The organism is Rhodococcus opacus B4, from assembly GCF_000010805.1.
Taxonomy (GTDB): Bacteria; Actinomycetota; Actinomycetes; order Mycobacteriales; family Mycobacteriaceae; genus Rhodococcus_F; species Rhodococcus_F opacus_C.
The window spans coordinates 6974517-7000235 of record NC_012522.1 but is presented as its reverse complement, the minus strand read 5'-3'; the positions used below and the strand labels follow the sequence as shown (position 1 = coordinate 7000235).

The window sequence follows — 25719 nt, the reverse complement described above, 5'->3', positions numbered from 1 at the left end:
GATCCGTGCGATCATGACCGCTACGACGGCCGTCTCATGCCGAAACCGGGGGGTAAGAAATGAGTGAGTCCTACACGTTCCTGTCACGGGCGCCGCGCTTCGAGCCGGCGGCCGGCGACGACACCGAGCCGATCCTGCCCGGAAGTTCGGCGGCGCATTCGGGTGCGCGGCACCCGCGTGGGTACGGCAGGCACCGGTCGTCGCCGCACTCGGGTGCGTCGCCGCGCACCGCCGTGACGCACCCGGGAACGGTGCCGATTCCGTCGCCGGACGTTCAACGGTTCACGGAGCAGGCGTTCCGGCTGGTTCTCGAAGTGCTGGATCGGCGCCGCAACGTCCGGCAACTGCGGCCGCTGGTGACGCCGTCGCTCCTCGACGTGGTACGCACGCTCGCGCTCGCGGAGTCGCCCGCCCGGCGACTCGGTGTGGCGGCGCTCGTCCGCGTGCACCTGCGCGCGGTGGAGCCCTGCGTGTTCGAGGCCTTCGGTACCTACAGCCGGGGACCCCGGATCTTCGTGATCGCAGCCCGTGTCGAACAACAGTCCGACACGGGCTGGACCGTCACCTCGCTGGTGATCGGCTGATCAGCGCTTGCGCTTGGTCCGCGGAGCCTTCTTGCCCTTCGACTGCGAACGCGCGGCCTCCCGCCGCTGGCGGCGGGTTCCGGCGTCGGCGGAATCGTCCGATTCGGCCGCTCCGCGGCGGCTGAGCTGGGCGTTGCCGTCCTCGGCGGGCCCGGAATACGTGAGCCCGCGGGGCTCCCCGTCGTCCAGTCCCTTCGCGCGGAGCGCGGACGGTGCCGCCGTGCCCTGCGCCTGCTGCGCGGCCTCCTGGGTGGGCAGCGGTCGCGGCGCCGCCGGAGCGGGTGCGGCCGACGCCGTCGCCGCCGCGGAAGCCGCGGTGACACTGACGCCCGGCGCCTGCGCCGCCTGCGGGGCGGCCGCCTCGACCTGAAGGTTGAACAGGAATCCGACCGACTCCTCCTTCAGGCCCTCGAGCATGCCGCCGAACATGTCGAAACCTTCGCGCTGGTATTCGACGAGCGGATCACGCTGGGCCATCGCCCGCAGGCCGATGCCCTCCTTCAGGTAGTCCATCTCGTAGAGGTGCTCACGCCACTTCCGGTCGAGGACGCTCAGCAGGACCCGGCGCTCGAGTTCGCGCATCGATCCCTCACCGGCGACACCGTCGATCTCGGCCTCGCGCCGGGCGTACGCGTCGTGCGCGTCCTTCAGCAGGGTCTCGCGCAGTTCCTCGGCGGTGATGTCCTTCGTCTCGTCGTCGCCGTCGCCGACCAGTTCCTTGTAGTCGACACCGATCGGGTACAGCGTCTTGAGCGCCGTCCACAGCTGTTCGAGATCCCAGTCCTCGACATAGCCCTCGGCGGTGGCGCCGTCCACGTAGGCGGTGACCACGTCGGTGATCATCTTCTCGACCTGGCCCTCCATGTCCTTGCCTTCGAGGATCTGACGGCGCTCGTTGTAGATGACCGTGCGCTGCTGGTTCATCACCTCGTCGTACTTGAGGACGTTCTTGCGGATCTCGAAGTTCTGCTGCTCGACCTGCGTCTGAGCGCTCTTGATGGCCTTCGAGACCATCTTCGCCTCGATGGGAACGTCGTCGGGCAGATTGAGCCGGGTCATGATCGACTCCAACGCCGCACCGTTGAACCGGCGCATCAACTCGTCGCCGAGGGACAGGTAGAACCGGGACTCACCCGGATCGCCCTGCCGGCCCGACCGGCCGCGCAACTGGTTGTCGATGCGGCGGGACTCGTGCCGCTCGGTGCCGAGGACGTACAGCCCGCCGGCCTCGCGCACCTTGTCGGCGTCGGCCTTCACCTCGGCCTTGACCTGGTCGAGGACGTCGTCCCACGCCGCCTCGTAGTCGTCGGGGGTGTGGACGGGGTCGAGACCCTGCTTGCGCAGCGCGATGTCCGCGATGATGTCGGGGTTGCCGCCGAGCACGACGTCGGTACCGCGACCGGCCATGTTGGTGGCCACGGTGACCGCTCCCGACCGGCCTGCCTCGGCGATGATCTGGGCTTCCTGCTCGTGGAACTTCGCGTTCAGCACGTTGTGCGCCACACCGCGCTTGGTGAACTGCTTCGACAGGTACTCGGACCGCTCGACGCTGGTGGTACCGATGAGGACCGGCTGGCCCTTCTCGTGCCGCTCCACCACGTCGTCGACGACGGCGTGGAACTTGGCTTCCTCGGTCTTGTAGATCAGGTCGCCGTTGTCGACGCGGACCATCGGCCGGTTGGTGGGGATCGGGATCACACCGAGGTTGTAGATCTGGTGCAGCTCGGCGGCCTCGGTCTCGGCGGTGCCCGTCATCCCCGACAGCTTGTCGTACAGGCGGAAGTAGTTCTGCAGCGTGATCGTGGCGAGGGTCTGGTTCTCGGCCTTGATCTCGACCTTCTCCTTGGCCTCGATCGCCTGGTGCATGCCCTCGTTGTAGCGGCGGCCGACGAGGACGCGGCCGGTGAACTCGTCGACGATGATCACTTCGCCGTCGCGGACGATGTAGTCCTTGTCCTTCGTGTACAGCTCCTTGGCCTTGATGGCGTTGTTCAGGTAGCTCACGAGCGGCGAGTTGGCGGCCTCGTACAGGTTGTCGATGCCGAGCTGGTCCTCGACGAGTTCGACGCCGGCCTCGTGGACGCCGATGGTGCGCTTGCGGATGTCGACCTCGTAGTGCACGTCGCGCTTGAGCAGCGGCGCGATGCGGGCGAACTCCGCATACCACTTGCTCGACGCGTCGGCGGGGCCGGAGATGATGAGGGGGGTCCGGGCCTCGTCGATGAGGATGGAGTCGACCTCGTCGACGACGGCGAAGTTGTGCCCGCGCTGGACGAGGTCGTCCAGGGAGTGCGTCATGTTGTCGCGCAGGTAGTCGAACCCGAACTCGTTGTTGGTGCCGTAGGTGATGTCCGCCGCATAGGCCGCGCGACGCTCGGCCGGCGACATCCCGGACAGGATCACGCTGGTGTCGAGGCCGAGGAAGCGGTGGACGCGGCCCATCCACTCGGAGTCGCGCTTGGCGAGGTAGTCGTTGACCGTGACGACGTGCACGCCGTCCCCGGCGATCGCGTTGAGATATGCGGGCAACACGCAGGTCAGGGTCTTGCCCTCACCGGTCTTCATCTCGGCGATGTTGCCGAAGTGGAGGGCGGCGCCGCCCATGATCTGCACGTGGAAGTGCCGCTGGTCGATGACTCGCCAGGACGCCTCGCGGGCCACCGCGAACGCCTCGGGCAGCAGCTCGTCGAGCGTCTCGCCGTCCCGGTAGCGGGCGCGGAACTCCTCGGTCTTCGCGCGGAGTTGCTCGTCGGTCAGGTCTTCGACCTCGGGCGACAGCGAGGAAACGTGGTCGGCGATGTGCTTGAGCCGCTTGACCATGCGACCTTCACCAACACGGAGCAGCTTCGATAGCGACAGCGACGGCACAGTCTTGTTCGTCCTCAATCTTCGGCAGTGGATGGGTGACACACAAAATCCGGCCGGAGGTCCGAGAACCCCGGCCGGATTCCATGGTAGGCGCTTCCGCGATCGGACGAGTAGACCGACCGCTCGGATCGTCAGGCGGAACGGGAGTACATCACGCCAGACGGATCAATCCGTAGTCGAACGCGTGCCGCCGGTAGACGACGGTCGCCTTGTCCGACTCCTTGTCGTGGAACAGGAAGAAATCGTGTCCTACCAGCTCCATCTCGTACAGAGCGTCGTCGACGGTCATCGGCGTAGCCGTGTGTTCCTTGGTCCGCACGACGTGACCGGGTGTGTGCTCCTCCGACACCTGACCGTCCAGGGAGATGTCGGGACTGATGCCCAGACTCTCGTCCTCGGCCAGTGCGGCGGTGGCTTCCGCCACCGACACCGGGGTCTTCTCCCCGTAGTGGACTTTCTTCCGGTCCTTGGTGCGGCGGAGCCTGCTCTCGAGCTTGGCGGTCACCGACTCGAATGCTGCATAGAAACTGTCGGCGGATGCCTCGGCTCGGGCTACCGGCCCCTTGCCTCGGGCAGTGATCTCGACGCGCTGGCAGTTCTTCCTCTGGCGTCGATTGGGTTCGTGTTGAAGTTCGACATCGAACAGGAATATGGAGGGATCGAAGCGCTCGAGGCGCGACAGCTTCTCGGAGACGTACACGCGGAAGTGGTCGGGTACCTCGACGTTGCGTCCCTTGACGACGATCTCGGCGGTGGGGGTATCCGTCTTCTCTTGTGCTTCCGTGGTGCGGTCGTCGACGAAAACCGAGGCTTGCGAAGGGGTCGTCACTCGTACCTCCCGATTACGGCCCCGCCCCTTGATGGGCGGCGGCGAGTTTGAGCAATGCCGGAAGGGGGTCCGCCCGGCACCAGGTTCGAAGTTCCACCTCCTACCTGTGTTTTCGGGTGTGTCCGCGACGCTAGTACGTAACGCGCGCGAGTGCCACTGTTCGGCAGAATTTCATCCGACACCCGCCACGACGACCACCGCACTCACTCGGATGCCCGCTCTCGCCAGCACCCGGACCGACTCGGTCGCGGTGGCGCCCGTGGTCGACACGTCGTCCACCAGCACCACCGAGACTTGTTGCAGTGCAGAACATTCCGACGCGAGATGCTGCGCGAACGCCGCACCGCTGCGCGTCAACCGGACGCCACCCTCGAGGTTTACTCGACGTTGATCGGCGGTCAGCCCGACCGAATCACGCACGGCGCGCCGCATCACGAGCGCGGGACACACCCGCGTGTCCCCCACGGCGGTGACGGCTATCCGCGTGACAGGGTCGCCGCCGCGCGCGCGGGCTGCCCGCGGGCGCGTCGGAGCGGGCACGAGGACCACCGGAGCGACGTCCGGTGGGTCGAGCTCACCCCACTGTTGCAGACGGCTCAGAGCGCCCGCGACGCCGGCTCCGAGCGGAACGGCGAGATCGCGTCGCCCCCGTTCCTTCGCGGCGATGACGGCCCGGCGGCGGACACCCGAGTACGGCCCGAGCGCCCACACCCCGACCCCCGGATCCACGCGCGGCCGGAGCAGCACGGGGTCGTCGGCCATCTCCGCGGCGCAGCGGGCACACCACAGGGTGCCCGGCACCCCGCACCCGCCGCACTCGGCGGGCAGGATCAGATCGAGCAGGGTCCGGAGACCGGGCAGCGCGCGCATGCGGGCAGTATCCGTGCCCGCACCGACAGCCCGCCCGCACCGACAGCCCGCCCGCACCGACAGCCCGACCGCACCGACAGCCCGACCGCTCCGGCGAGCTCAGCCCGGCAGGACCGGTATCGCCTTCACGCCCGTCAACCCGGGAACCTCCCGCCAGTACCGGTCGCCGGCCGGATCGTTGTTGTTCAACTGGAACACCGCCCGGGAGTCGGCGACGAACTCCGTGGTCGTCGACGCGTCCACGGCCACCACGGGCGCGGTCAGGTTGCGGCTCGGCAGCGCGTCCATTCGCGACCCGTCGACGGCCACCTGCACCACCGGGATGTCGGACGCCGCACGCGCGACGACGATCGTGTCGCTCGTGCTCCAGTCCAGGGACAGGGCCGGGCTGCCCAGTCCTATCGCGACCGCACGCGGATTCGTCAGAGCGTACGCACCACCCGGCATCTGGGTGACGATGGCGAGATAGACCTTGCCGTCGACGATCAGAGCGGCCCGCACGCCGTCCCGCGACAGCCGCAACTCGGTGATCGTGGCGCCCAGTGCGGTGACGGCGCCGGCGTCGACGTTGACCACCGACGTCCGGCCGGTGCCGGGCTCGCGCAACACCCGAATGACCGTGTTGCCGTTGACCGCTGCCCAGATCGCCGAATTGTCGGGCGCCCACGTGGGGCGGGTGATCGCGCCGCCTTCGAGCACCGATGCGGCACCGTCCTCGTACGCCCCGACCATCAGCGAACTCGCCGGCTCCGGCGCGGGGCGCCCCGTGTCGGCGACCGCGGCGACCAGCTTCCCGTCCTGCGACAGCGCGAGCGAGCGCATGTTGCGGGCCGCACCGAAGTACCCGGGCACCGGGGTGACACCGGTCTCGGTGACGCTCACCATCGACCCCTCGCGCAGCGCGTGCAGGCCCACGGTGGCGCTGGACGTCGCGAACGGGTTCATGGATGCGACGTCGGCGGTGGTCCACCCGTTCGGGAACCGTTCGTCGAACGGCTCGCCGTCGGCGAGCAGCACGTAGGGGCCCGAGATCTCCGCGTTGGCCAGCGTCCAGATCACCTGCGCCGCGAACAGCTGCTTCTGCTGCGCGTCCATCGGCGGCACGCCGGTGAAGTCGATCCGGATCCCGCCGAGCCCCACCCCCACCTGCGCGGTGCGGCCGTCGGCCTTCGTGATCGGGCCGCGCACCGAGACCCCGTCCCCGAGTTCGTTGCGGACGGCCGGGGCGAGCGCGGCCTTGGGCCCGTCGATCAGGAGACCGATCAGCTGCGACGCCATCTGGTCCTGGGCGCCCGACACCCAGCGCGGGTCCGGCACGACCGTCGTCCCGGCCGGGTCGAGGAAGTACAGCGACTTGCGCTGGTAGGTGTTCAGGAACTGCGCGCGGTCGAGGATCACGCCTGCGGGGAGTTCGGAGATCCGCCATTCACCGCCCTGCAGCTCGAGACTGATCCGCGTCTCGAAACTGCCCTCCTCCGCCACGTACAGCCCACCGGGCTCGAGCTGACCCACCTTGTTGGCGCGGATCGTGTACGTCGCCTGGTCGGCCGACCGGGTCTCCGGGAGGACGTCGACCTTGTCGACGATCGTGGCGCTGGCCGCGTCGTCCCACCTGCCGGACACACCGGGGGTGAGGAACTGGCGGGCCGCGAGGTGCCGGTCGGTCGGATCGGTACTGGCCTTGAAGAAGTCGCGCAGCAGCAGGTCGGGTTCACGTCCCGGCGCCGGGGCCGCCACACTCGAACCCGGCGAGTCACGGTTGATCGTGCCGATCGCCTGCGGGGTCGACGAATCCGGGAGGCTCGCGCATCCGCTGACGGTCACGAGCACCGCGAGGGCGATCGCACCGCACACCGATCGCGACCGCATAGCGGATCGGCTGCCGGGCGTCACAGGTCCGACTCCGGCCCGTGCGCACCGTCCCGGTCACCGACGTGCGCACGCTCACGTTTCTGGGGAACCGTGCGGGACTCGTCGACCGCCGCCTCCGGAGCCTCGTTGCGCACCGGCAACGTGTCGTCACCCGGAACCGGCTGCCCTTGAACGTATTTCGCGGTCCCCGGTCTCAGAGACAGCGGGCTCGACACGACCTTTCGTCCCCGCACCCGCGGCAGCGTCAACCGGAAGCAGGCTCCCTGGCCGGGTTCACCCCACGCCTCCAGCCTGCCGTCGTGGAGGTTCGCGTCCTCCACGCTGATCGCGAGTCCGAGTCCGGTACCGCCCGACCGCCGCACGCGCGACGGATCGGACCGCCAGAACCTGTTGAACACCAGCTTCTCCTCGCCCGGCCGCAGGCCCACGCCCTGGTCGCGCACGATGAACGCCACAGCGCTGTCGTCGGCGCGCACGCGCAGCAGCACCGGTTTGCCTTCTCCGTGATCGATCGCATTCGCCAGCAGGTTCCGCAGGATGCGCTCCACCCGGCGCGGGTCCACCTCGGCCATCACCGCCTGGTCGGGCAGATCCACGATCAGTTCGGTCCCGCTCTCGCGCGCAAGGTGACGGACCGTCGAGATCGCCGCCCGCGCACACATCCGGACGTCGAGTTGCTCGGCGGCCAGTTCCGCTACGCCGGCGTCGTGCCTGCTGATCTCGAGGAGGTCGGCCAGCAGCCCCTCGAACCGGTCGAGTTCCGCGACCAGCAACTCCGAGGACCGCCGCAGCACCGGGTCGAGGTCGTCGCTGCCGTCGTGGATGAGGTCGGCCGCCATGCGGACCGTCGTCAGCGGGGTCCGCAGCTCGTGGCTCACGTCGGAGGTGAATCGCTTCTGGAGGTTTCCGAATTCCTCGAGCTGGGTGATCTGCTTGGACAGACTCTCCGCCATCTCGTTGAACGACATCGCCAGCCGGGCCATGTCGTCCTCGCCGCGGACCGGCATGCGCTCCTTCAACCGGCCGTCCGCGAAACGCACCGCGATCCGTGACGCCGACCGGATAGGCAGCACCACCTGCCGGGCGACGAGGAGCGCGATGGCCGCGAGCAGCACGGCGAGCACGGCGCCACCCACCAGCAGCGTGCCGCGCACCAGCGACAGGCTGCGGTCCTCACTGGCCAGCGGGAACACCAGGTACAGCTCGAGCGTGGAGATCGCCGACGCGGTCGGGCTCCCGACGATCAGCGCCGGTCCCGAATAGCCCTCCGGATCGTTCACGGTGGCGAATTGGTACGCCACCTGACCGGCCTGGACGAACGCCCGCAGCGATTCCGGGATCTGGTCCGCCGGACCACTCGACGTCGGCGCGCGGGGGCCGTCACCGGGCACGATCAGCACCGGGTCGAACGTGCCCGCCGAACCCGACGCCTGCCCGGCGTCGGGTTCCCGGTTCGTCAGGGCGGCCCTGGCGCCGTCGAGCTGGGTGGTCGGCGAACTACTGTCGTCCGCGCCGGCCAGCTGCCCCTCCACCGTGCTCCGGGCACGGTCCATTTCCTCCGTGGCCGCGTTGATCTTCGTCTCGAGCAGACGGTCGGTGATCTGACTCGTCAGCACGACGCCGAGCACGACGATGACGATGAGCGACAACGTCAACGTCGACACGACGACCCTCAGCTGCAGCGAACGGCGCCACGTGTGCGCGAGGGTATTGCTCAGTGAGTGACCCCACCGAAGGATCGGCGAAACGCGTCGGTTGACACGACGCCGCCATCGGGAAACACCTGTCACGGCGGTCCGGCCTTGTAGCCGACCCCCCTGACCGTCAAAACCACTTCGGGATTCTCGGGATCAGTCTCGACCTTGGCACGCAGACGCTGCACGTGCACGTTGACCAGTCGGGTGTCGGCCGCATGTCGGTAACCCCACACCTGCTCGAGCAGCACCTCACGGGTGAACACCTGTCGCGGCTTGCGCGCCAGAGCCACCAGCAGGTCGAACTCGAGGGGGGTGAGGGAGATCAGTTCTTCGCCCCGGCTCACCTTGTGGGCGGGGACGTCGATGACGATGTCGGCGATGCTGAGCAGCTCGGCCGGCTCGTCCTCGGTCCGGCGAAGCCGAGCCCTGACCCGAGCCACCAGCTCCTTGGGCTTGAACGGCTTCATGATGTAGTCGTCCGCGCCGGATTCCAATCCGAGGACCACGTCGACGGTGTCCGTCTTCGCGGTCAGCATCACGATGGGAACACCGGAATCGGCCCGCAGGACACGGCACACGTCGATGCCGTTCATGCCGGGCAGCATCAGGTCGAGCAGCACCAGGTCGGGGCGCGTCTCCCGGACCGCGGTGAGTGCCTGGGTCCCGTCCCCCACCACATACGGATCGAATCCTTCGCCACGGAGCACGATCGTGAGCATCTCCGCGAGCGCAGTGTCGTCGTCGACAACCAGAATCCTTGGCTTCATGTCCCTATCGTTGCATCTTCGGAGGCCGTAACAGCCCGTTCGCCGTTACGGCGTGCCGTGTTCTTTCTCGTCACGGCGGGCCGTGTCGTCACTCAAGAGTGCCAGGTTTTCGGCGAGCGTGACCGGATCGGTGTCCGGGGTGAGCACCCACCACGGCGACATCCAGTCCTTCACGGCCAGCTCGCGGTACACCTCACCGGTGCGTTCCTGCAGCCCACGGTCGCGTTCGTAGGCGTCGAGGGAGCGGCTGGCATCCGCCGATTCGCGGCCCCGGGCGCGTTGCGCGGCGAGCGCGACGGGAACGTCCAGATACAGCTGCAGGTCGGGTCTGGGCAGCCCCAGCCGCTCGAACTCGAGATTCTCCACCCAGCCCACGAACTCCCCGTCCGCCGCCTGGTGCAACCGGGCCGCACCGTACGCGGCGTTGGACGCCACGTACCGGTCCAGGATCACCAGGTCGTGGCCGGCGAGCAGGTCTGACAGCTCACCGACGGCGCCGGACCGGTCCAGCGCGAACATCACGGCCATCGCGTGCACGGACTCGGCCAGGTCCCCGTGCGCGCCCTTGAGCGCCTCCGATGCCAGATCGGCGTGCACGGACCTGCCGTACCGCGGAAAGTCGAGGGTGCCGACCGTCAGACCCCGTTCGGTCAGGCGATCCACCACGGCGCCGACCAGTGTTCGCTTACCCGCGCCGTCCAGGCCTTCCAGCGCAATCAGTGTTCCCACGAGGAGAAAGGCTATCCCCCGGCCCGCACACGACGGACCGGGGGACGCCGCGGCCTCTAGTACCGGTAGTGCTCGGGCTTGAACGGGCCCTCGACGTCGACGCCGATGTACTCCGCCTGCTCCTTGGTGAGCTTGGTGAGGGTGCCACCGAGAGCCTCGACGTGGATCTTCGCGACCTTCTCGTCGAGGTGCTTCGGGAGGCGGTACACCTCGTTGTCGTACTCCTCCGGCTTCGTCCACAGCTCGATTTGGGCGATCACCTGGTTGGAGAAGCTGTTGCTCATCACGAACGAGGGATGGCCGGTCGCGTTGCCGAGGTTCAGCAGGCGGCCCTCGGACAGCACGATGATCGAGTGGCCGTCCTTGAACCGGAACTCGTCCACCTGCGGCTTGATGTTGATGCGGGTGACCTCACCGGAACGCTCGAGGCCTGCCATGTCGATCTCGTTGTCGAAGTGACCGATGTTGCCCAGGATGGCCTGGTGCTTCATCTGCTTCATGTGATCGAACGTGATGATGTCCTTGTTGCCCGTGGACGTGATGATGATGTCGGCCCAGCCGATGGCCTGCTCGACCGTCTTCACCTCGAAGCCGTCCATCAGCGCCTGGAGGGCGTTGATGGGGTCGACCTCGGTGACCGCGACGCGGGCGCCCTGTCCGCGCAGCGCTTCGGCGCAGCCCTTGCCGACGTCGCCGTACCCGCAGACGAGTGCGGCCTTGCCGCCGATCAGCACGTCGGTGCCGCGGTTGATGCCGTCGAGCAGCGAGTGGCGGGTGCCGTACTTGTTGTCGAACTTGCTCTTGGTGACCGAGTCGTTGACGTTGATCGCCGGGAAGACGAGTTCACCGGCAGCGGCGACCTGATACAGCCGCAGGACACCGGTGGTGGTCTCCTCGGTGACGCCCTGCACCGATTCCGCGACCTTCGTCCACTTGCTCTTGTCCGCCTCGAGGGACTGACGCAGCAGGGCGAGGAACACCTTGTACTCGTCGGAATCCTGGTCGTCGTCGGTGGGCGGCACGACGCCCGCCTTCTCGAACTGCGCGCCCTTGAGGACGAGCATCGTGGCGTCGCCGCCGTCGTCGAGGATCATGTTCGCCGGCTTGTCGGCGTCCGGCCAGGTGAGCATCTGCTCGGCGGCCCACCAGTACTCCTCGAGCGTCTCGCCCTTCCACGCGAAGACCGGGGTGCCCTGCGGCTCCTCGGGCGTGCCGTGCGGGCCGACGACGATCGCGGCGGCGGCGTGGTCCTGCGTCGAGAAGATGTTGCACGAGGCCCAGCGGACCTCGGCGCCCAGCGCGGTGAGCGTCTCGATGAGCACAGCCGTCTGGATGGTCATGTGCAGCGAACCGGAGATGCGAGCGCCCTTCAGCGGCAGCACCTCTGCGTACTCGCGGCGGAGCGCCATCAGTCCCGGCATCTCGTGCTCGGCGAGCCGGATCTCCTTGCGGCCGAACTCGGCGAGCGAAAGGTCCGCCACCTTGAAATCGATCCCGTTGCGGCTCTCGGCCACGGGCGTGGTTGAAACTGAGGTCGTCATCTGCCTCTCCTGTTTGACTGCTGTTTCGGTCAAGGCTATCGGTACTGCGGCCCGGCGGTCACACTCACGTGACGCTGCGCGGCCGGGCGATCACCCACGATCGGCCCCGCCCACCGCCTCGTCCACGAAAGGCCCCAGAAGAGCACCCAGATCCTCGGCGACGTTGGCCTCGGATTCGGGTGGCATCGAGATGTAACTCATAGCGAGACGCACGATGGCTCGGCTGAGAATCCCCGCGTCCGACGGATTCGCCCGCACCCAGCCCCGCTGGAACACCTCGGCGAGCCGCGTCGACGCCCGCTCGATGATCGGGGCACTCTCGGTCGTGATCAGCCGCAGCAGATCGGGCTTGGTCTCCCCGCGCAGGAGTGACTGCACCAGAGGGTCGGACAGGCTCGCCGCGAAGAACGCGGTGAATCCGGCGAGCAGCGCGGCGCGGCCCTGCCCGACGTTCGCCACCAGCGCCTCGTCGACGGCGTCGACCAGTTCGTCGGCGAGCCGGAGGGCGTACGCCTCCGCCAGGCCCTGCCGGGACTTGAACTCGTTGTAGAGCGTCTGTCGGCTCACCCCGGCACCGGCCGCGACGTCCGACATCGTGATGTCCGACCAGTCCTTCTCGAACAGAAGGTCCCGCATCGCGTCCAGCACCGACTGACGCAGCAGCAGCCGCGCAGCCTCCTGATAGGGCACCCGGACACGCGACGAAGTCATGGCGAAGACCTTAGTGCCCCGGTTTCGCCGCACCGTAATCCGGGCGGCACCGGCCGTCCGGGGCGCCGTCCCAACAAATTCCGGCGCCGCGCCGCCTCCGGGCACCGAATCCCCCTGCGCCCCAGCCGGAAACCCTGCGAGTGTCAGACCTCGCCGCGACTGCGCCTCTCCATCATCGAGTGACGGCGACTGTACGCGAAGTAGATGATCACACCGAGCGCCATCCACACGATGAACCGGATCCACGTCTCGACGGACAGGTTGACCATCAGCCACAGGCAGGCCAGCACCGCCAGGACGGGAACCAGTGGGACCAGTGGGACCCGGAATCCGCGGGGCAGGTCCGGGCGGGTGCGGCGCAGCACGATCACGCCGATCGACACGAGGACGAACGCGAACAGCGTTCCGATGTTCACCATTTCTTCGAGGGTGCCGATCGGGAAGACGCCCGCCAGCACGGCCACGACGACACCGACGAGCACGGTGATCCGAACGGGGGTGCCGTGCTTGCCGGTCGGCGCCAGCCGCCGCGGCATCAGCCCGTCCCGGGACATGGCGAACAGCACCCGGGTCTGCCCGAGCATCAGCACCATCACCACGGTGGTCAGGCCGGCCAGTGCACCGAACGAGATCAGGTTCTTCGCCCACGTGATTCCGTGAATGCCGAACGCGGTGGCCAGATTGGAACTGTCCCCGGCCAATTCGTGGTAGTCGACCATGCCGGTGAGCACCAGCGTCACCGCCACGTACAGGATGGTCACGATCAGCAGCGATCCCAGAATTCCGCGGGGCAGCGCCTTCTGCGGATCCTTCGTCTCCTCGGCGGTGGTGGCGACGATGTCGAACCCGATGAACGCGAAGAACACCAGGCTCGCCGCCGCGAGCAGCCCGTACCAGCCGAACGTGCTGCCGCCCGCGCCCGTGGCGTACGAAAACAGGGACTGGTGGATGCCCTCGCCCGTGCTGCCCGCCTCGGACGGCGGAATATATGGCGAGTAGTTGTCGGGGTCGATGTAGAACGCGCCGACGACCACGACGACCAGCACCACGGCCACCTTGATCGACGTGATCACGAGGGAGACGCGCGACGACAGCTTGGTGCCCGTCGCCAGCACGACGGTGATGATCGCGACGATGAGTACCGCGCCCCAGTCGAACGTGACCGAGCCGATCTGCGCGATCGGCGAGTGGTTGCCGATCACCTCACCGAGATAGAGCGACCAGCCCTTCGCCACGACCGACGCCGCGAGCGCGAATTCGAGGATGAGGTCCCAGCCGATGATCCACGCGACCAGTTCACCGAACGTCGCGTAGGAGAAGGTGTACGCGCTGCCGGCGACCGGAACGGTCGAGGCGAACTCGGCGTAGCAGAGCGCGGCGAGGCCGCACGCGATGGCGGCGATGACGAACGCCGCCGACACCGAAGGTCCCGCGACGTTACCCGCGGTCCGGGCGGTGAGCGTGAAGATGCCGGCACCGATGACGACGGCGACACCGAAGACGGTCAGGTCCCACGCCGTCAGGTCCTTGCGGAGTTTGGTCTCCGGTTCGTCGGTGTCGCGGATCGACTGCTCGATCGACTTGGTGCGGAACAAGCCGGTCGGCCTGCCGCCGATATCCGGTTCTCCGCTGCCTTTGTCCTGGATGGCCACATCAGCCTCCTCAATCGAAAGTTGCCGTTCAGCCTATGCCTTCGGTTGCCCGGAACAGGCCGGGTTCGATGTAGATGCGGCGAGCCGCCGGGACGGCGCCCCGCACCCGCGCCTCGGCCTCGTGGACGGCCTGGGCGACCGTGCCGGTGAGCCCTTCTCGGATCGCAGGGCGGGTCACAGGCTACGCGATCGGGGCGCCGACCCTCGCACTGAACAACTGGGCGCATTCGGTGCCCGCCGTCGCCACCACTTCGGGGTCCTCGGCCGCGATCCAGACGGCGTTTCCCTGGGACAGTTCGAGGCTGTCGTTTCCGCAGCGCAACTCCACCGAACCCGAGGTGCACAGCAGGATGTGCGGCCCCTCCGAGTCGAGCCGGTGCTCGGTCGGGCCGTCCGGTGACAGGTCGATCCGCGCGAGGACGAATTCCGGCGCCGGCGTCGAATACACGAATTCGCCCCCGCCCGGACGCTCCTGCGCCTCCAGGATCGGAATGTCGACGGTGTCGAAGTCGAGGACACGCAGCAACTCCGGCACGTCCACGTGCTTCGGCGTCAGTCCCCCGCGCAGCACGTTGTCGGAGTTGGCCATGATCTCGACCGCCATCCCGTGCAGGTAGGCGTGGAGGTTGCCGGCGTCGAGGTACAGGCCCTGCCCCGGCTCGAGGGTGACCCGGTTCAATAGCAGCGCGGCGAGCACACCCGCATCCCCCGGGTACACCTCGCTCAGTTCGAGGGCGGTGCGGACCTCCGCCGCGAATTCACCGTCCTTGGTGTTCGACAGGTAGTCGACGCACCCGTCGAGCACCCTCGGCATCAGCGCACCGAGCACGGGCTGCGGCAACGTGATCCACGTGGTGAACAGCGCGCGAAGACCGTCCGAGTCGGGTTGCCCGGCAATGAGGCCGACGTAGGGTTGCAGTTCGGGAACGGCGATCGCCTCGAGCAGTTTGACCGTGCGCTGAGGGTCCCGGAATCCGGCGAGCGCGTGGAACCTGCTGAGAGCCACGACGAGTTCGGGTTTGTGGCTGGCGTCCTTGTAGTTGCGCACGGAGGACTCGAGGGGGATTCCCACCTCGTTCTCCCGGGCGAATCCTTCCCACGCCTGCTCGGCGCTCGGATGCGCCTGCAACGACAGCGGTTCCTCCGACGCGAGCAACTTGAGCAGGAACGGGAGGCGTTCGCCGAACGTCTCGACGCTGCGCTTCCCGAGCTGGCGTTCGGGCTCCGAGTGCACCAGGTCCAGGAGAGACCGGGGCCCCTCGTCGGTGATGACGCGGGCGGGATCACCCGGGTGTGCGCCCAGCCACAGTTCCGCCTCGGGATGGGCCGTGGGAACCGGAAGTCCGCGCAGCTGTGCGATGGCGGTGCGCGATCCCCACGCGTAGGACCGGAGCGCACCTTCGAGTCGGTGCACTAGATACCGCCGATCAACTGTAGATACGCGGCAGTCATGTCGAGCCTGCCCACCAGTACCGCCGCCTGTTCCAATTCGGGGCGCTGCGAGGAAACCTGCCCCTCGTCGGACGACGCGACGACGAGGTCGACGTCGCCCAGGACCGCGATCCTACGTTCGACGAGCATCCGGTCGGCATCGGCCGACAGCACGAACGTGCGCACCGGGCTCGCCGGCGGCGGACCGTCCAGTTCGGGATCGTGGAAGATCGCGTCGTGCGCGGACAGCGCCGGGTCGACGCGGAACGTGCCCGCCGCACTCAGCACGTCGGGAAGCTCCGACGCCGTCGCCACGCGGCCGGCGTGCAACAGCGCCTCGGCGCCGTGCCTGGCCAGTTCCACCGTGCTCTCCGTATCGCCGGTGAGGACGATCCGGCGACCCTGCATGCGGGAGGCCAGAGATTTCGCGGGGTTGTGGAACACCTCGCTGTTCGGCCGGTCGCGCAGCGCCTCACCGTCGACCGCGTCGGCGAGTTGCTCGAGGTCGGGGACCTCGTCGCCCCAGCGTTCGGAACCGACCACCCGAAGGACGGCCAGCAGAACCGCGAAGTACCGGAGCAGGCCGTGCCGGGTCAGAGCCCGGACCCGGGGCGCGAACATGACGACGCGTCCGGCCGCTGCCGCCTGCAAGGGTCCCTCGTCCGGTGCCGCGACCACGACTTCGGCGCCGCGGCGCACCGCCGCGTCGACGGCCTGCACGAGCCGGGGGTCGCCTGCGTCGTCGCCGGCCACCACCACCACGTCGAGCGGGCCCACCCAGACGGGGGTCCGCGCGGCGCGCACCAGCGGGAATCCGATCCGTTCGGCGAGGACCGCCGTCAGGATCCCGGCACCGCGGCTGGCCCGCCCCGCGCCGGTGACCACCACCACGCTGCGCGGACGCAGCCCCTGCAGTCGTTCGAGGGCCCCTTCCTCGACCGCGGACCGGGTGGCCCGGATCTGGGCACCCCCCATTGCGGCGGAACGCAGTACGCCCTCGGTGTCCGCGGAAACCAGTCCGTCCCCGTCGTCCAGATCGAGCAGGGGCGTCGGCGCTGTCATGACACCGCACCCCCTTTCTTCGTCAGTGCAAGCCACATTCGCAGCACGAGCAGAACCTTGTCATTCCAACTATGGCAGTCAGGCTCGGACGATGCCCAATATCTCGGTAACGAGTGCATCTACGTCTGCCGTCGTGGGTGCTTCGACGTTGAGTCGCAGCAGCGGTTCGGTGTTGGAGGCGCGCAGGTTGAACCACGCGCCGCCGCGCAATTCGACCGTGACACCGTCGAGCCGGTCGACACCCGCGGTGCGATCGGCGAACGCCGCCACCACCGCGGCGGTCCGCTCGGCGGCGTCCGACACCGTCGAATTGATCTCCCCCGACGCCGCGTACCGCTCGTACTTGGCCATCAGTTCGGACAGCGGACGGTCCTGCTCCCCCAGCGCCGCGAGGACGTGCAGCCCGGCGAGCATGCCGGAGTCGGCGCCCCAGAAATCGCGGAAGTAGTAGTGCGCGGAGTGCTCGCCGCCGAAGATCGCGCCCGTCTCGGCCATCTGCTGCTTGATGAACGAATGCCCGACCCGGGTGCGCACCGGATGTCCACCCAGTTCGGTGACCAGTTCCGGCACGGCGCGGGACGTGATGAGGTTGTGGATAACGGTGGCACCCGGCTCCTTGGCCAGCTCACGCTCGGCCACCAGGGCCGTCACCGCGGACGGCGACACCGGGTTGCCGAGTTCGTCGACCACGAAGCAGCGGTCGGCGTCACCGTCGAAGGCGAGACCGATGTCGGCACCGGTCTCCCGGACGTACCGCTGCAGATCCACCAGGTTCGCCGGGTCGAGCGGATTCGCCTCGTGGTTCGGGAACGTGCCGTCGAGTTCGAAATACAGCGGCTGCAGCTTCACCGGCATCGGCTCGAACACTGCGGGCACGGTGTGCCCGCCCATGCCGTTGCCCGCGTCCACGGCCACCGTCAGCGGCCGGAGGTCGGACAGGTTCACCAGCCCGCGGACGAAACTCGCGTACTGCTCGAGCACGTCCTCCTCGGACACCTCGCCCGCGGCGCCGTCGTATGCGGGAACCCCGTCGACGACCTCCGCGGCGATCGCGGCGAGGCCCGTCTCCTGCCCCACCGGCTTCGCGCCCGCGCGGCACAGCTTGATGCCGTTGTACTTCGCCGGATTGTGGCTCGCCGTGAACATCGCACCCGGGCAGTCGAACAGTCCCGAGGCGAAGTACAGCTGATCGGTGGACGCGAGTCCGATGAGCACGACGTCGAGGCCCTGCGCGGTGACGCCGTCGGCGAACGCACCGGCGAGTTCCGGGGACGACGCGCGCATGTCGTACCCGATCACCACCTTCGTGGCGCCCTCCTCACGGACGAGTCGTGCGAAGGCGCCACCCACGTCCTGCACGAACGCGGCATCGATGAGTTCACCGACGACACCCCGCACGTCGTAAGCCTTGATCACGGCATGTACGGACTCGGCTGATCGCGCCACTTCTGTTTTCTCCTTTACGAGCACCAGTGCTGGCGCAAGCCTAATGCCTGCCCGTCGCGGGCACGGCACGCCGCGGACCGCAGGCCCGGGACGAGCTGGGGACGTCAGTTGGCGGGGTCGGGAAGAACCCGCAGGTGGCCACGCCGCCCGGTACGAGCCGGGCCGGGCTGGGTGCCGGTTTCGGCGCGCTCCTCGGTGGACAGAGCGCGCTCGGACCGGCCACGATCGCCGAGACCTGCCTCTCGCACGGCCTCCGCCAGCGCGGTCAGGTCGTCCTCGTCCGGGGTGCTCGACGAAAATCCACCCTCGTACCGAACCAGTTCCCAGCCCTTGGGTGCGGTGATCCTCGACGCGTGCGTTTCGCACAGATCCCACGAGTGCGGTTCGTCGACCGTGGCGAGCGGGCCCACGACTGCGGTGGAGTCCGAGTAGACGTACGTGAGCGTCGCGACAGCGGGGTTCTTGCACCCGGGGCGGCAGCATCGACGCAGAGATCTCACAGCTAGGAAGCCTAGCCCCACGAAGGCCCCACACCTACTCGGACACACCGACAGTGTCCGGCTGTCGTAATGTCCACTCCATGTCCAGAGCACGACGCAGGCGTCCCGTCACCACTCGATCCGTCGACCGGCGGGGACGCGGGATCCGCGGGTCCGTGTTCCCCCCGGACGCGCCGGCGCGGCGCAGCCGCGCGGAAAAATTCGATCTGGTGGTTCTGGAGGCGTTCGCGCCGATCGACTCACGCTGGCGTGAACGCCTCACGAAGCTGGACATCGCCGTCGACGAAGTTCCGAAGATTCATGCGCTCGACCCGGATTCGGTCAACTGGCCCGCCGAGGTCGTGGCGGACGGGCCCGTGCCGCTGTCCCGGTTGATCCCGGCAGGCATCGACCGGCACGGATCCACCACGCGGGCGCGAGTCGTCCTCTTCCGGCGCCCGCTGGAACAGCGCGCCAAGGATCCGGACGATCTCACCGACCTGGTGCACGACGTGCTCGTACAGCAGGTGAGTACCTACCTCGGGGTCGAACCCGAGGTCATCGACCCGGATCTGCCGGGCGATGAGGACTGACTAGCCGATCCCCCGCTTCAGGCGCCGGCGCTCACGCTCCGACAGGCCACCCCAGATACCGAACCGCTCGTCATTGGCCAGTGCGTAGTCGAGGCATTCGTCCTTCACCTCGCAACCGAGGCAGATGCGCTTCGCTTCTCTCGTGGACCCTCCCTTTTCGGGGAAGAATGCCTCAGGGTCGGTCTGCGCACAGAGCGCACGTTCCTGCCACTGATCCTCGATGGTGTCGAACAATTCGTCGAAACCGGTCACCAGACTCAACGCCGGGCGGGGGCCCGCCGTCTCGACCTCCTGCGCGACGAGCTCCGGCATCGGAAGTTCGCTCACACTGCTTTCTTGCACATTGCTTATGTCTTGCACATTGCTTATGTCTTGCACATTGCTGATGTCTTGCACGCTGATTTGTTGCACACCGTCTTCTTGCACACAGACTTCTTGAACACAGACGCCGTCCGCTGCGCCTGCTTCGGAATTGGTCTGCGGTTCGTCGCTTACTGTGCTCCAGCGAGTCTCCGACTCGATCTGCTCATTGGGCATCGTTCCGCCTCCTCACCTGTGATAGCGCAGAAAATTTCGATCGATCATGTACCCCGAACCGAACACCCCTGCCACCCCGTTCGAACAACCGTTCGAATTGATCCCCGCTGCAAGTGATTCCACGCCCGCAACGTTGGAATGACATATTTGTGATTAGACACGCCCAGCGTGTCGCGGTCAAGCTAACCGCAGAAAGTCGATTACTATTTCGCGCTCTCGAATCCCCCTGGGGAAGCAGGCCACCGGACGCCGACGCTCACCGCCTAGGCTTGCACCGTGAACGTGACTGTATTGGTTGGCGGGGTCGGTGGGGCCCGGTTCCTGCAAGGAGTGCGACGGCTTCTGGGCGCCGATGCGCCGGGTGGTGCGGGTGCGGATTCGTCGCATCGGATCACGGCGGTGGTCAACGTCGGTGACGATGTGTGGATGCACGGGCTGCGGATCTGCCCGGACCTGGACACCTGCATGTACACCCTCGGTGGGGGTATCGACACCGTCCGGGGGTGGGGGCATGCCGGCGAAAGCTGGAACGCCAAGGAGGAACTCGCCGCCTACGGCGCCAAGCCGGATTGGTTCGGACTCGGGGACCGGGACATCGCGACCCATCTGATCCGGTCGCAGATGCTGCGCACGGGGTATCCGTTGTCGGCGGTGACCGAGGCGTTGTGCAACCGCTGGCAGCCGGGTGTGACGTTGCTGCCGGTCACCGACGATCGTAGTGAAACTCACGTGGTGATCACCGACCCGGAGGACGGGGAGCAGCGGGCGATCCACTTCCAGGAGTGGTGGGTTCGCCACCGGGCGCAGGTACCGACGCACAGTTTCGCGCACATCGGGTCGGAGCAGGCGACGCCGGCACCGGGGGTGCTCGAGGCGATCGAGGGCGCCGACATCGTGTTGCTGGCGCCGTCGAATCCGGTGGTCAGCGTCGGCGCGATCCTGGCGGTGCCGGGGATCCGGGGTGCGCTGCGCACCACCACCGCGAAGGTGGTCGGGATTTCGCCGATCGTCGGCGGGAAACCGTTGCGCGGCATGGCCGACGAATGTTTGGACGTGATCGGGGTGGAGACGTCCGCCGAGGCGATCGGCCGCTGGTACGGGGCACGGTCCGGGACCGGGATCCTCGACGGCTGGCTGGTGCACGACACCGATTCCGCCGACGTACCCGGCGTCGCCGTACGGAGTGTGCCGCTGCTCATGACCGATCCGGACGCCACCGCCGCGATGGTGCAGGCCGCCCTGGACGTGGCCGGGGTGCGGTTGTGACCGAGCAGGCGGGTGGGGCGCCGGTCGATCACGCGCCGGGCGGGGCGATCGAGATCCTGCCGGTGCCGGGGCTGCCCGAGTTCCGGCCCGGCGACGACCTGGCCGCGGCGGTCGTCGCCGCGGCGCCGTGGCTGCGCAGCGGTGACGTGGTGGTGGTCACCAGCAAGGCATTCTCGAAGGTCGAGGGCCGGATCGTCTCGTGCCCGGTCGATCCCGAGGAGCGGGACGCCGCCCGCCGCCGGCTGGTCGAGCAGGAAGCGGTGCGGGTGGTCGCCCGCAAGGGCCGGACCCTGATCACCGAGAACCGGCTCGGGATCGTGCAGGCCGCGTCCGGAATCGACGGATCGAACGTGGAGGGCTCCGAACTGGCTCTGCTGCCGGAGGATCCGGATGCGAGCGCCCGCGGGCTGCGGGAGGCGATCGAGGCGGCGCTCGGTGTCACCGTCGCGGTGGTGGTCACCGACACGATGGGGCGGGCGTGGCGCAACGGGCAGATCGACGCCGCCATCGGCGCGGCCGGGCTGCCGGTCCTGCACGGGTACGCCGGGGCCCGGGACTCTCAGGGCAACGAACTGATGGTCACCGAGGTCGCGGTCGCCGACGAGATCGCCGCCGCCGGTGACCTCGTCAAGGGCAAGCTCGGCGGGGTGCCGGTCGCGGTGGTGCGGGGCCTGGCCCTGGCCGACGACGGGTCGCGGGCACGGGATCTGATCCGGCACGGCGAGGAGGACCTGTTCTGGCTCGGCACCGCCGAATCCGTGGAACGGGGTCGGGCGGAGGCGTTGCTGCTGCGCCGCTCGGTCCGCGAATTCGCCGACGATCCCGTCGATCCCGACGCGGTGCGGGCGTCGATCGCCGAGGCCCTCACCGCCCCGGCGCCGCACCACACCCGGCCGGTCCGGTTCGTGTGGATCCGTACCCGGGCGGTGCGTGAGGACCTGCTGTCGGCGATGCGGGAGCGGTGGCAGGCCGACTTGGCCGCCGACGGCATGGACGCGGACGCGGTGGCGGCGCGGGTGGCGCGGGGGAACATCCTGTTCGACGCGCCGGAGGTGATCATCCCGTTCTGCGTCCCCGACGGCGCGCACAGCTACCCCGACCCGCGCCGGCGGGCGGCGGAGGCCACGATGTTCACCGTCGCGGTCGGCGCGGCGGTACAGGGACTGCTGGTGTCGTTGGCCACCAAGGGAATCGGCAGCTGCTGGATCGGCTCGACGATCTTCGCCGCCGACACCGTCCGCGGTGTCCTCGGACTGCCCGCCGACTGGCAACCGCTCGGCGCGATCGCCGTCGGCCACCCACTCGAACCACTCGGACCCCGCTACCCCGCCGACCCCGGCGACGCCCTGATCGAGAAATGACCCGCACACATGAGCGCCGAATCACTGCACCGCACCGCGACCGCCGCACTCGAGGGCTGGAAGACGCTCGACGAGAACGACGAATCGTTGCGGCACACCATGCTTGCGTTCCTCGCATCCGCGCCGCTCGGATGCCTGCGTGAGTACGCGCCCGGGCACATCACGGCATCCTCCCTCGTCCTGGACGAGGGAGGATGTCACGTGCTGCTCACGCTGCATCCCCGAGTCGGCCGGTGGATCCAATTGGGTGGGCACTGTGAGCCGTCCGACGACACCGTCGTCGACGCCGCACTGCGGGAGGCGTGCGAGGAGTCGGGAATTCCCGACCTCCGGATCGACCCCGAACTGCTCTCGGCGCACACCCACCCGATCACGTGCTCACTCGGACAACCCACCCGGCACCTGGATCTCCGGTTTCTCGTCCGCGCGCGTGCCGGCGCACACATCGTGCGGAGTTCCGAATCGACGGATCTCCGGTGGTGGCCGGTGGACGCGCTGCCGCCGAACGCGGAGAAGTCCACGATCGACCACCTCGTGCACCTCGCCGGACTGCGCTAGGGGCGCTTCACCTCTCACACGTCCGTACTGAACCGCACTCCGCCGTCGGGCAGCGTCACGCCCGGCCACACCCGGGCCCCGCGCAGCAGTTCGCACCGGGCACCGACGTCGGCTCCGTCGCCGATCACGGCGTCCCTCACGAGGGCCCGCGGACCTATGCGCGCACCGAATCCGATGATGGACCGTTCGACGGTCGCACCGGCCTCGACGACAGCACCGTCGAACAGCACCGCACCGTCGAGTCGTGCGCCCGCGCCCACCTCGGCACCGCGGCCGACGACGGTGCCGCCGATCAGCAACGCACCCGGGGCGACGCCCGCACCCGGATGGACGAGCGATTCGCCGCGGGGCCCGTCGAGCGCCGGCGACGGAGCGATGCCACGCACCAGATCCGCCGAACCGCGCACGAAGTCCTCGGGAGTGCCCATGTCGCGCCAGTACGACGAGTCCACGTGACCATAGATGCGGGCGTCACCGGCGAGCAGCGACGGGAACACCTCACGCTCCACCGACACCGGCCGGCCCTCGGGGATCTGTTCGATGATCTCGCGCTTGAAGACGTAGCACCCGGCGTTGATCTGGTCGGTCGGCGGATCCTGAGTCTTCTCGAGGAAGGCGGTCACCCGGCCGTCCTCGTCGGTGGGCACACAGCCGAACGCCCGCGGATCCCCCACCCGCACGAGGTGCAACGTGACGTCGGCCTCCCGGGTCCGGTGAGTGTCGAGGATCGCCCCCAGATCGGTGCCGCCGAGGACGTCACCGTTGAAGACCATTGCGTGGTCGCCGCGCAGCTTCGGCAGAACGTTGCGGATGCCGCCTCCGGTGCCGAGCGGTTCGGTCTCGGTGACGTAGTCGATCTCGAGTCCCAGCTTGGAACCGTCCCCGAAGTACTCCTCGAAGACCTCCGCCTTGAAGGACGTGCCGAGCACGACGTGCTTGATCCCGGCCGCCTCGATCCGCGCCAGCAGATGCTGGAGGAACGGCAGACCCGCGGTGGGCAGCATGGGCTTGGGCGCCGACAGCGTCAGCGGGCGAAGCCGCGTCCCCTGACCGCCGACCAGCACCACCGCATCGGTCGTCTTCTCAATTGCCATGAGTCGTTCCCCCCTCGTTCTCGTTCTTCCGACGTTCCCGCACCGCCGCAGCGACGGCGATCTTCGACCGCATTGCCAATCCTCCCCGAAGTGCCCACCTCAGGGGTGCCTGCCACCAGTGAGGATGGCGGTCGGCCTGGAACCGGTACGCGCTCTGATGATGGGCGGGCAGCATCAGTTCCGGATGCTTGCCCGCGGCGTGCCCCTTCGCATGGGTGACCTCGGCGGACGGCACGTACACATTGAGCCACCCGGCCTTGCCCAGGCGATCGCCCAGATCGACGTCCTCCATGTACATGAAATAGCGGGAGTCGAAACCGTTGATCGAGTCGAACGCCGCGCGTCGCATCAGCAGGCACGAGCCGGACAGCCAGCCGACCGACCGCTCGCTGACGGTCTCGTTCTCCTGCCGGTAGCCGGCAGTCCAGGGGTTGGACGGCCATACCGTGCCCAGGACGGCGTGCCCCGCCCCCGACACGAGGTCGGGCACCTGGCGCGCCGACGGGTAGACGCTTCCGTCGGGTTCGAGAACGAGCGGTCCGAGCGCCCCGGCACGCGGCCAGCGCTCGGCGGCCGCGAGGAGAACGTCGATCGATCCGGGCGCCCAGCGAACATCCGGATTGGCGATGACGACGAACTCGATGTCGTCGTCGATCTCCGCCACAGCCCTGTTGACGGCACCGCCGTAGCCGATGTTCCCGCCGGTGCGCAGCAGGCGCACGTGCTCGTGCGCCGCGTCCGCGGCCTCGGGGGCGCCGTCCGTCGAACCGTTGTCGGCCATCACGACCTGCGGATCTTCTTTCGTCGCCTCGGCGAGAGTGCCCAGGAACTGCTCCAGATGCTCACCTGGCGAATAGGTCACCGTCACCACGGCCAGCTTCGAACTCACGCGGGCAAGCGTAGCCGTTGAAAGGGGGTCCCTCTCACACCGCGGCACGCAGAGCGGCACGCAAGGCATCTCGCCACGGCCGCAACGGGGTCAGCCCGGCGTCGGCCCACGCGCGCCCGGACAGCACCGAGAACGCCGGTCGCGGGGCGGGGCGCACGAACTGGGCACTCGTGCACGGGCGCACCCGCTGCGGGTCGGCACCCGCTTCCTCGAACACTGCCCGTGCGAGGTCGAACCAACTCGCCCGGCCCGAGTTGGTGGCGTGCAGCACCGGTGCGCCGATGTCGCTGCGACCGGCCAGTTCGAGCAGCGCGTCGGCCAGGTCGCCGGCGAATGTGGGCGAGCCCACCTGATCGTCCACGACGTCGACCGTGTCACGTTCGCGCTCGAGGCGGCGCATGGTGGAGACGAAGTCGGAACCCACCCCGCTGTACACCCAGGCGGTGCGCACGACGTGCGCGGACGGAAGCGCAGCGTGGACGGCGCGCTCGCCGGCAAGTTTGGTGCGTCCGTAGGCGGTCGCGGGACCGGTCGGGGCGTCCACCTCGTACGGCGTGTCGCCGTCCCCGGCGAATACGTAGTCGGTGGAGACGTGGATCAGCCGGGCACCCACCCGGGCGCACGCCGCCGCCAGGTTCGCAGGACCGTCCTCGTTCACGGCCCGCGCGGCGTCCTCGTCCGACTCCGCCGCGTCCACCGCGGTGTACGCGGCGCAGTTGATCACCACCGAACCGGCTTCGACCTGCGCATCCACCGCGTCGCGGTCGGTGATGTCGAGCTCGTCCGATCCCACACCGCGGGCCGGCATGCCCATCGCCCCGGCCCGTCGGAGGAGGTGTCCAGCCAGCTGCCCGCGGGCGCCCGTCACAAGGATGTTCGTCAC

At 68.5% G+C, this 25719-nt stretch carries 24 protein-coding genes; 5 read left to right on the top strand and 19 right to left on the bottom strand.

All coding sequences use genetic code 11. The features are described 5' to 3' along the window. Window positions 1-59 precede the first annotated feature (59 nt). Window positions 60-584 carry an Rv3235 family protein gene (locus tag ROP_RS31735; RefSeq protein ID WP_015890093.1) on the top strand — a complete coding sequence of 175 codons (525 nt, stop codon included), beginning with the start codon at window positions 60-62 and terminating at the stop codon, window positions 582-584. Here the strand turns inward: ROP_RS31735 and secA are convergent, their stop codons facing one another. From secA to ROP_RS31665, 15 genes are all read right to left on the bottom strand, one after another. Beyond that, window positions 585-3452 (bottom strand): preprotein translocase subunit SecA, encoded by a 2868-nt coding sequence (secA, locus tag ROP_RS31730; RefSeq protein WP_015890092.1) that lies wholly within the window; start codon window positions 3450-3452, stop codon window positions 585-587. A gap of 151 nt (window positions 3453-3603) precedes the next feature. Beyond that, on the bottom strand, window positions 3604-4281 hold the full coding sequence (gene hpf, locus ROP_RS31725) for a ribosome hibernation-promoting factor, HPF/YfiA family (protein ID WP_015890091.1): 678 nt from the start codon (window positions 4279-4281) through the stop codon (window positions 3604-3606). A 171-nt stretch (window positions 4282-4452) separates the two neighbouring features. Next, the gene (locus ROP_RS31720; protein WP_015890090.1) at window positions 4453-5151 is read right to left on the bottom strand and encodes a ComF family protein; all 699 of its coding nucleotides are present in this window, start codon (window positions 5149-5151) and stop codon (window positions 4453-4455) included. Window positions 5152-5250: 99 nt separating this feature from the next. Continuing rightward, complete coding sequence (gene lpqB, locus ROP_RS31715) at window positions 5251-7044, bottom strand: MtrAB system accessory lipoprotein LpqB (RefSeq protein ID WP_015890089.1); 1794 nt, start codon at window positions 7042-7044, stop codon at window positions 5251-5253. Continuing rightward, a complete protein-coding gene (gene mtrB, locus ROP_RS31710) occupies window positions 7041-8813 on the bottom strand; it encodes an MtrAB system histidine kinase MtrB (protein ID WP_015890088.1) in 1773 nt (590 codons plus the stop codon). Before mtrB ends, lpqB begins: the two co-directional genes overlap by 4 nt. Then, window positions 8810-9487, bottom strand: coding sequence for an MtrAB system response regulator MtrA (gene mtrA / locus ROP_RS31705; RefSeq protein WP_005240059.1), 678 nt, complete (start codon window positions 9485-9487; stop codon window positions 8810-8812). The genes mtrB and mtrA overlap by 4 nt, the downstream gene beginning before the upstream one ends. 45 nt (window positions 9488-9532) lie before the next feature. Further along, window positions 9533-10216 (bottom strand): dTMP kinase, encoded by a 684-nt coding sequence (locus ROP_RS31700; protein ID WP_015890087.1) that lies wholly within the window; start codon window positions 10214-10216, stop codon window positions 9533-9535. Between the two features lie 56 nt (window positions 10217-10272). Further along, a complete protein-coding gene (gene ahcY / locus ROP_RS31695; protein WP_043825739.1) occupies window positions 10273-11757 on the bottom strand; it encodes an adenosylhomocysteinase in 1485 nt (494 codons plus the stop codon). Window positions 11758-11847: 90 nt separating this feature from the next. After that, window positions 11848-12468: a TetR/AcrR family transcriptional regulator gene (locus ROP_RS31690; protein ID WP_015890085.1), complete on the bottom strand. Its 621-nt coding sequence runs from the start codon at window positions 12466-12468 to the stop codon at window positions 11848-11850. 143 nt (window positions 12469-12611) lie between these two features. Next, the gene (locus ROP_RS31685; RefSeq protein WP_015890084.1) at window positions 12612-14120 is read right to left on the bottom strand and encodes an amino acid permease; all 1509 of its coding nucleotides are present in this window, start codon (window positions 14118-14120) and stop codon (window positions 12612-12614) included. Window positions 14121-14148: 28 nt separating this feature from the next. Further along, window positions 14149-14298 (bottom strand): hypothetical protein, encoded by a 150-nt coding sequence (locus ROP_RS42780; protein ID WP_231869013.1) that lies wholly within the window; start codon window positions 14296-14298, stop codon window positions 14149-14151. Window positions 14299-14301: 3 nt separating this feature from the next. After that, complete coding sequence (gene manA / locus ROP_RS31680; protein ID WP_015890083.1) at window positions 14302-15534, bottom strand: mannose-6-phosphate isomerase, class I; 1233 nt, start codon at window positions 15532-15534, stop codon at window positions 14302-14304. Next, window positions 15534-16613, bottom strand: a complete 1080-nt coding sequence (locus tag ROP_RS31675; RefSeq protein WP_015890082.1) for a hypothetical protein — start codon at window positions 16611-16613, stop codon at window positions 15534-15536. Before ROP_RS31675 ends, manA begins: the two co-directional genes overlap by 1 nt. A gap of 78 nt (window positions 16614-16691) precedes the next feature. Continuing rightward, window positions 16692-18059: a phosphomannomutase/phosphoglucomutase gene (locus ROP_RS31670; protein ID WP_015890081.1), complete on the bottom strand. Its 1368-nt coding sequence runs from the start codon at window positions 18057-18059 to the stop codon at window positions 16692-16694. A gap of 104 nt (window positions 18060-18163) precedes the next feature. Continuing rightward, window positions 18164-18559 carry a DUF3499 domain-containing protein gene (locus tag ROP_RS31665; protein WP_043825734.1) on the bottom strand — a complete coding sequence of 132 codons (396 nt, stop codon included), beginning with the start codon at window positions 18557-18559 and terminating at the stop codon, window positions 18164-18166. An 80-nt stretch (window positions 18560-18639) separates the two neighbouring features. Between ROP_RS31665 and ROP_RS31660 the strand changes: the two genes are divergently transcribed. Beyond that, complete coding sequence (locus ROP_RS31660; protein ID WP_015890079.1) at window positions 18640-19131, top strand: metallopeptidase family protein; 492 nt, start codon at window positions 18640-18642, stop codon at window positions 19129-19131. Here ROP_RS31660 and ROP_RS31655 read toward each other — a convergent pair whose 3' ends face one another. Beyond that, window positions 19132-19443 (bottom strand): WhiB family transcriptional regulator, encoded by a 312-nt coding sequence (locus ROP_RS31655; protein ID WP_043825729.1) that lies wholly within the window; start codon window positions 19441-19443, stop codon window positions 19132-19134. Window positions 19444-19944: 501 nt separating this feature from the next. Here ROP_RS31655 and cofD point away from each other — a divergent pair. Genes cofD through ROP_RS31640 form a run of 3 tightly spaced genes read left to right on the top strand, consistent with a single transcriptional unit; the run spans window position 19945 to window position 22853 of the window. Beyond that, on the top strand, window positions 19945-20934 hold the full coding sequence (gene cofD / locus ROP_RS31650) for a 2-phospho-L-lactate transferase (protein WP_015890077.1): 990 nt from the start codon (window positions 19945-19947) through the stop codon (window positions 20932-20934). After that, window positions 20931-22295 (top strand): coenzyme F420-0:L-glutamate ligase, encoded by a 1365-nt coding sequence (locus tag ROP_RS31645; RefSeq protein ID WP_015890076.1) that lies wholly within the window; start codon window positions 20931-20933, stop codon window positions 22293-22295. Before cofD ends, ROP_RS31645 begins: the two co-directional genes overlap by 4 nt. A 9-nt stretch (window positions 22296-22304) precedes the next feature. Beyond that, window positions 22305-22853, top strand: a complete 549-nt coding sequence (locus ROP_RS31640) for an NUDIX hydrolase (RefSeq protein ID WP_015890075.1) — start codon at window positions 22305-22307, stop codon at window positions 22851-22853. Window positions 22854-22867: 14 nt separating this feature from the next. Here the strand turns inward: ROP_RS31640 and ROP_RS31635 are convergent, their stop codons facing one another. The 3 genes from ROP_RS31635 to rfbD are packed head-to-tail and all read right to left on the bottom strand — an operon-like array spanning window position 22868 to window position 25719. Next, window positions 22868-23947 carry a sugar phosphate nucleotidyltransferase gene (locus tag ROP_RS31635; protein ID WP_015890074.1) on the bottom strand — a complete coding sequence of 360 codons (1080 nt, stop codon included), beginning with the start codon at window positions 23945-23947 and terminating at the stop codon, window positions 22868-22870. Further along, window positions 23937-24836, bottom strand: a complete 900-nt coding sequence (locus ROP_RS31630; protein ID WP_015890073.1) for a glycosyltransferase family 2 protein — start codon at window positions 24834-24836, stop codon at window positions 23937-23939. The genes ROP_RS31635 and ROP_RS31630 overlap by 11 nt, the downstream gene beginning before the upstream one ends. 34 nt (window positions 24837-24870) lie before the next feature. Next, window positions 24871-25719 (bottom strand): dTDP-4-dehydrorhamnose reductase, encoded by an 849-nt coding sequence (rfbD, locus tag ROP_RS31625; protein WP_015890072.1) that lies wholly within the window; start codon window positions 25717-25719, stop codon window positions 24871-24873.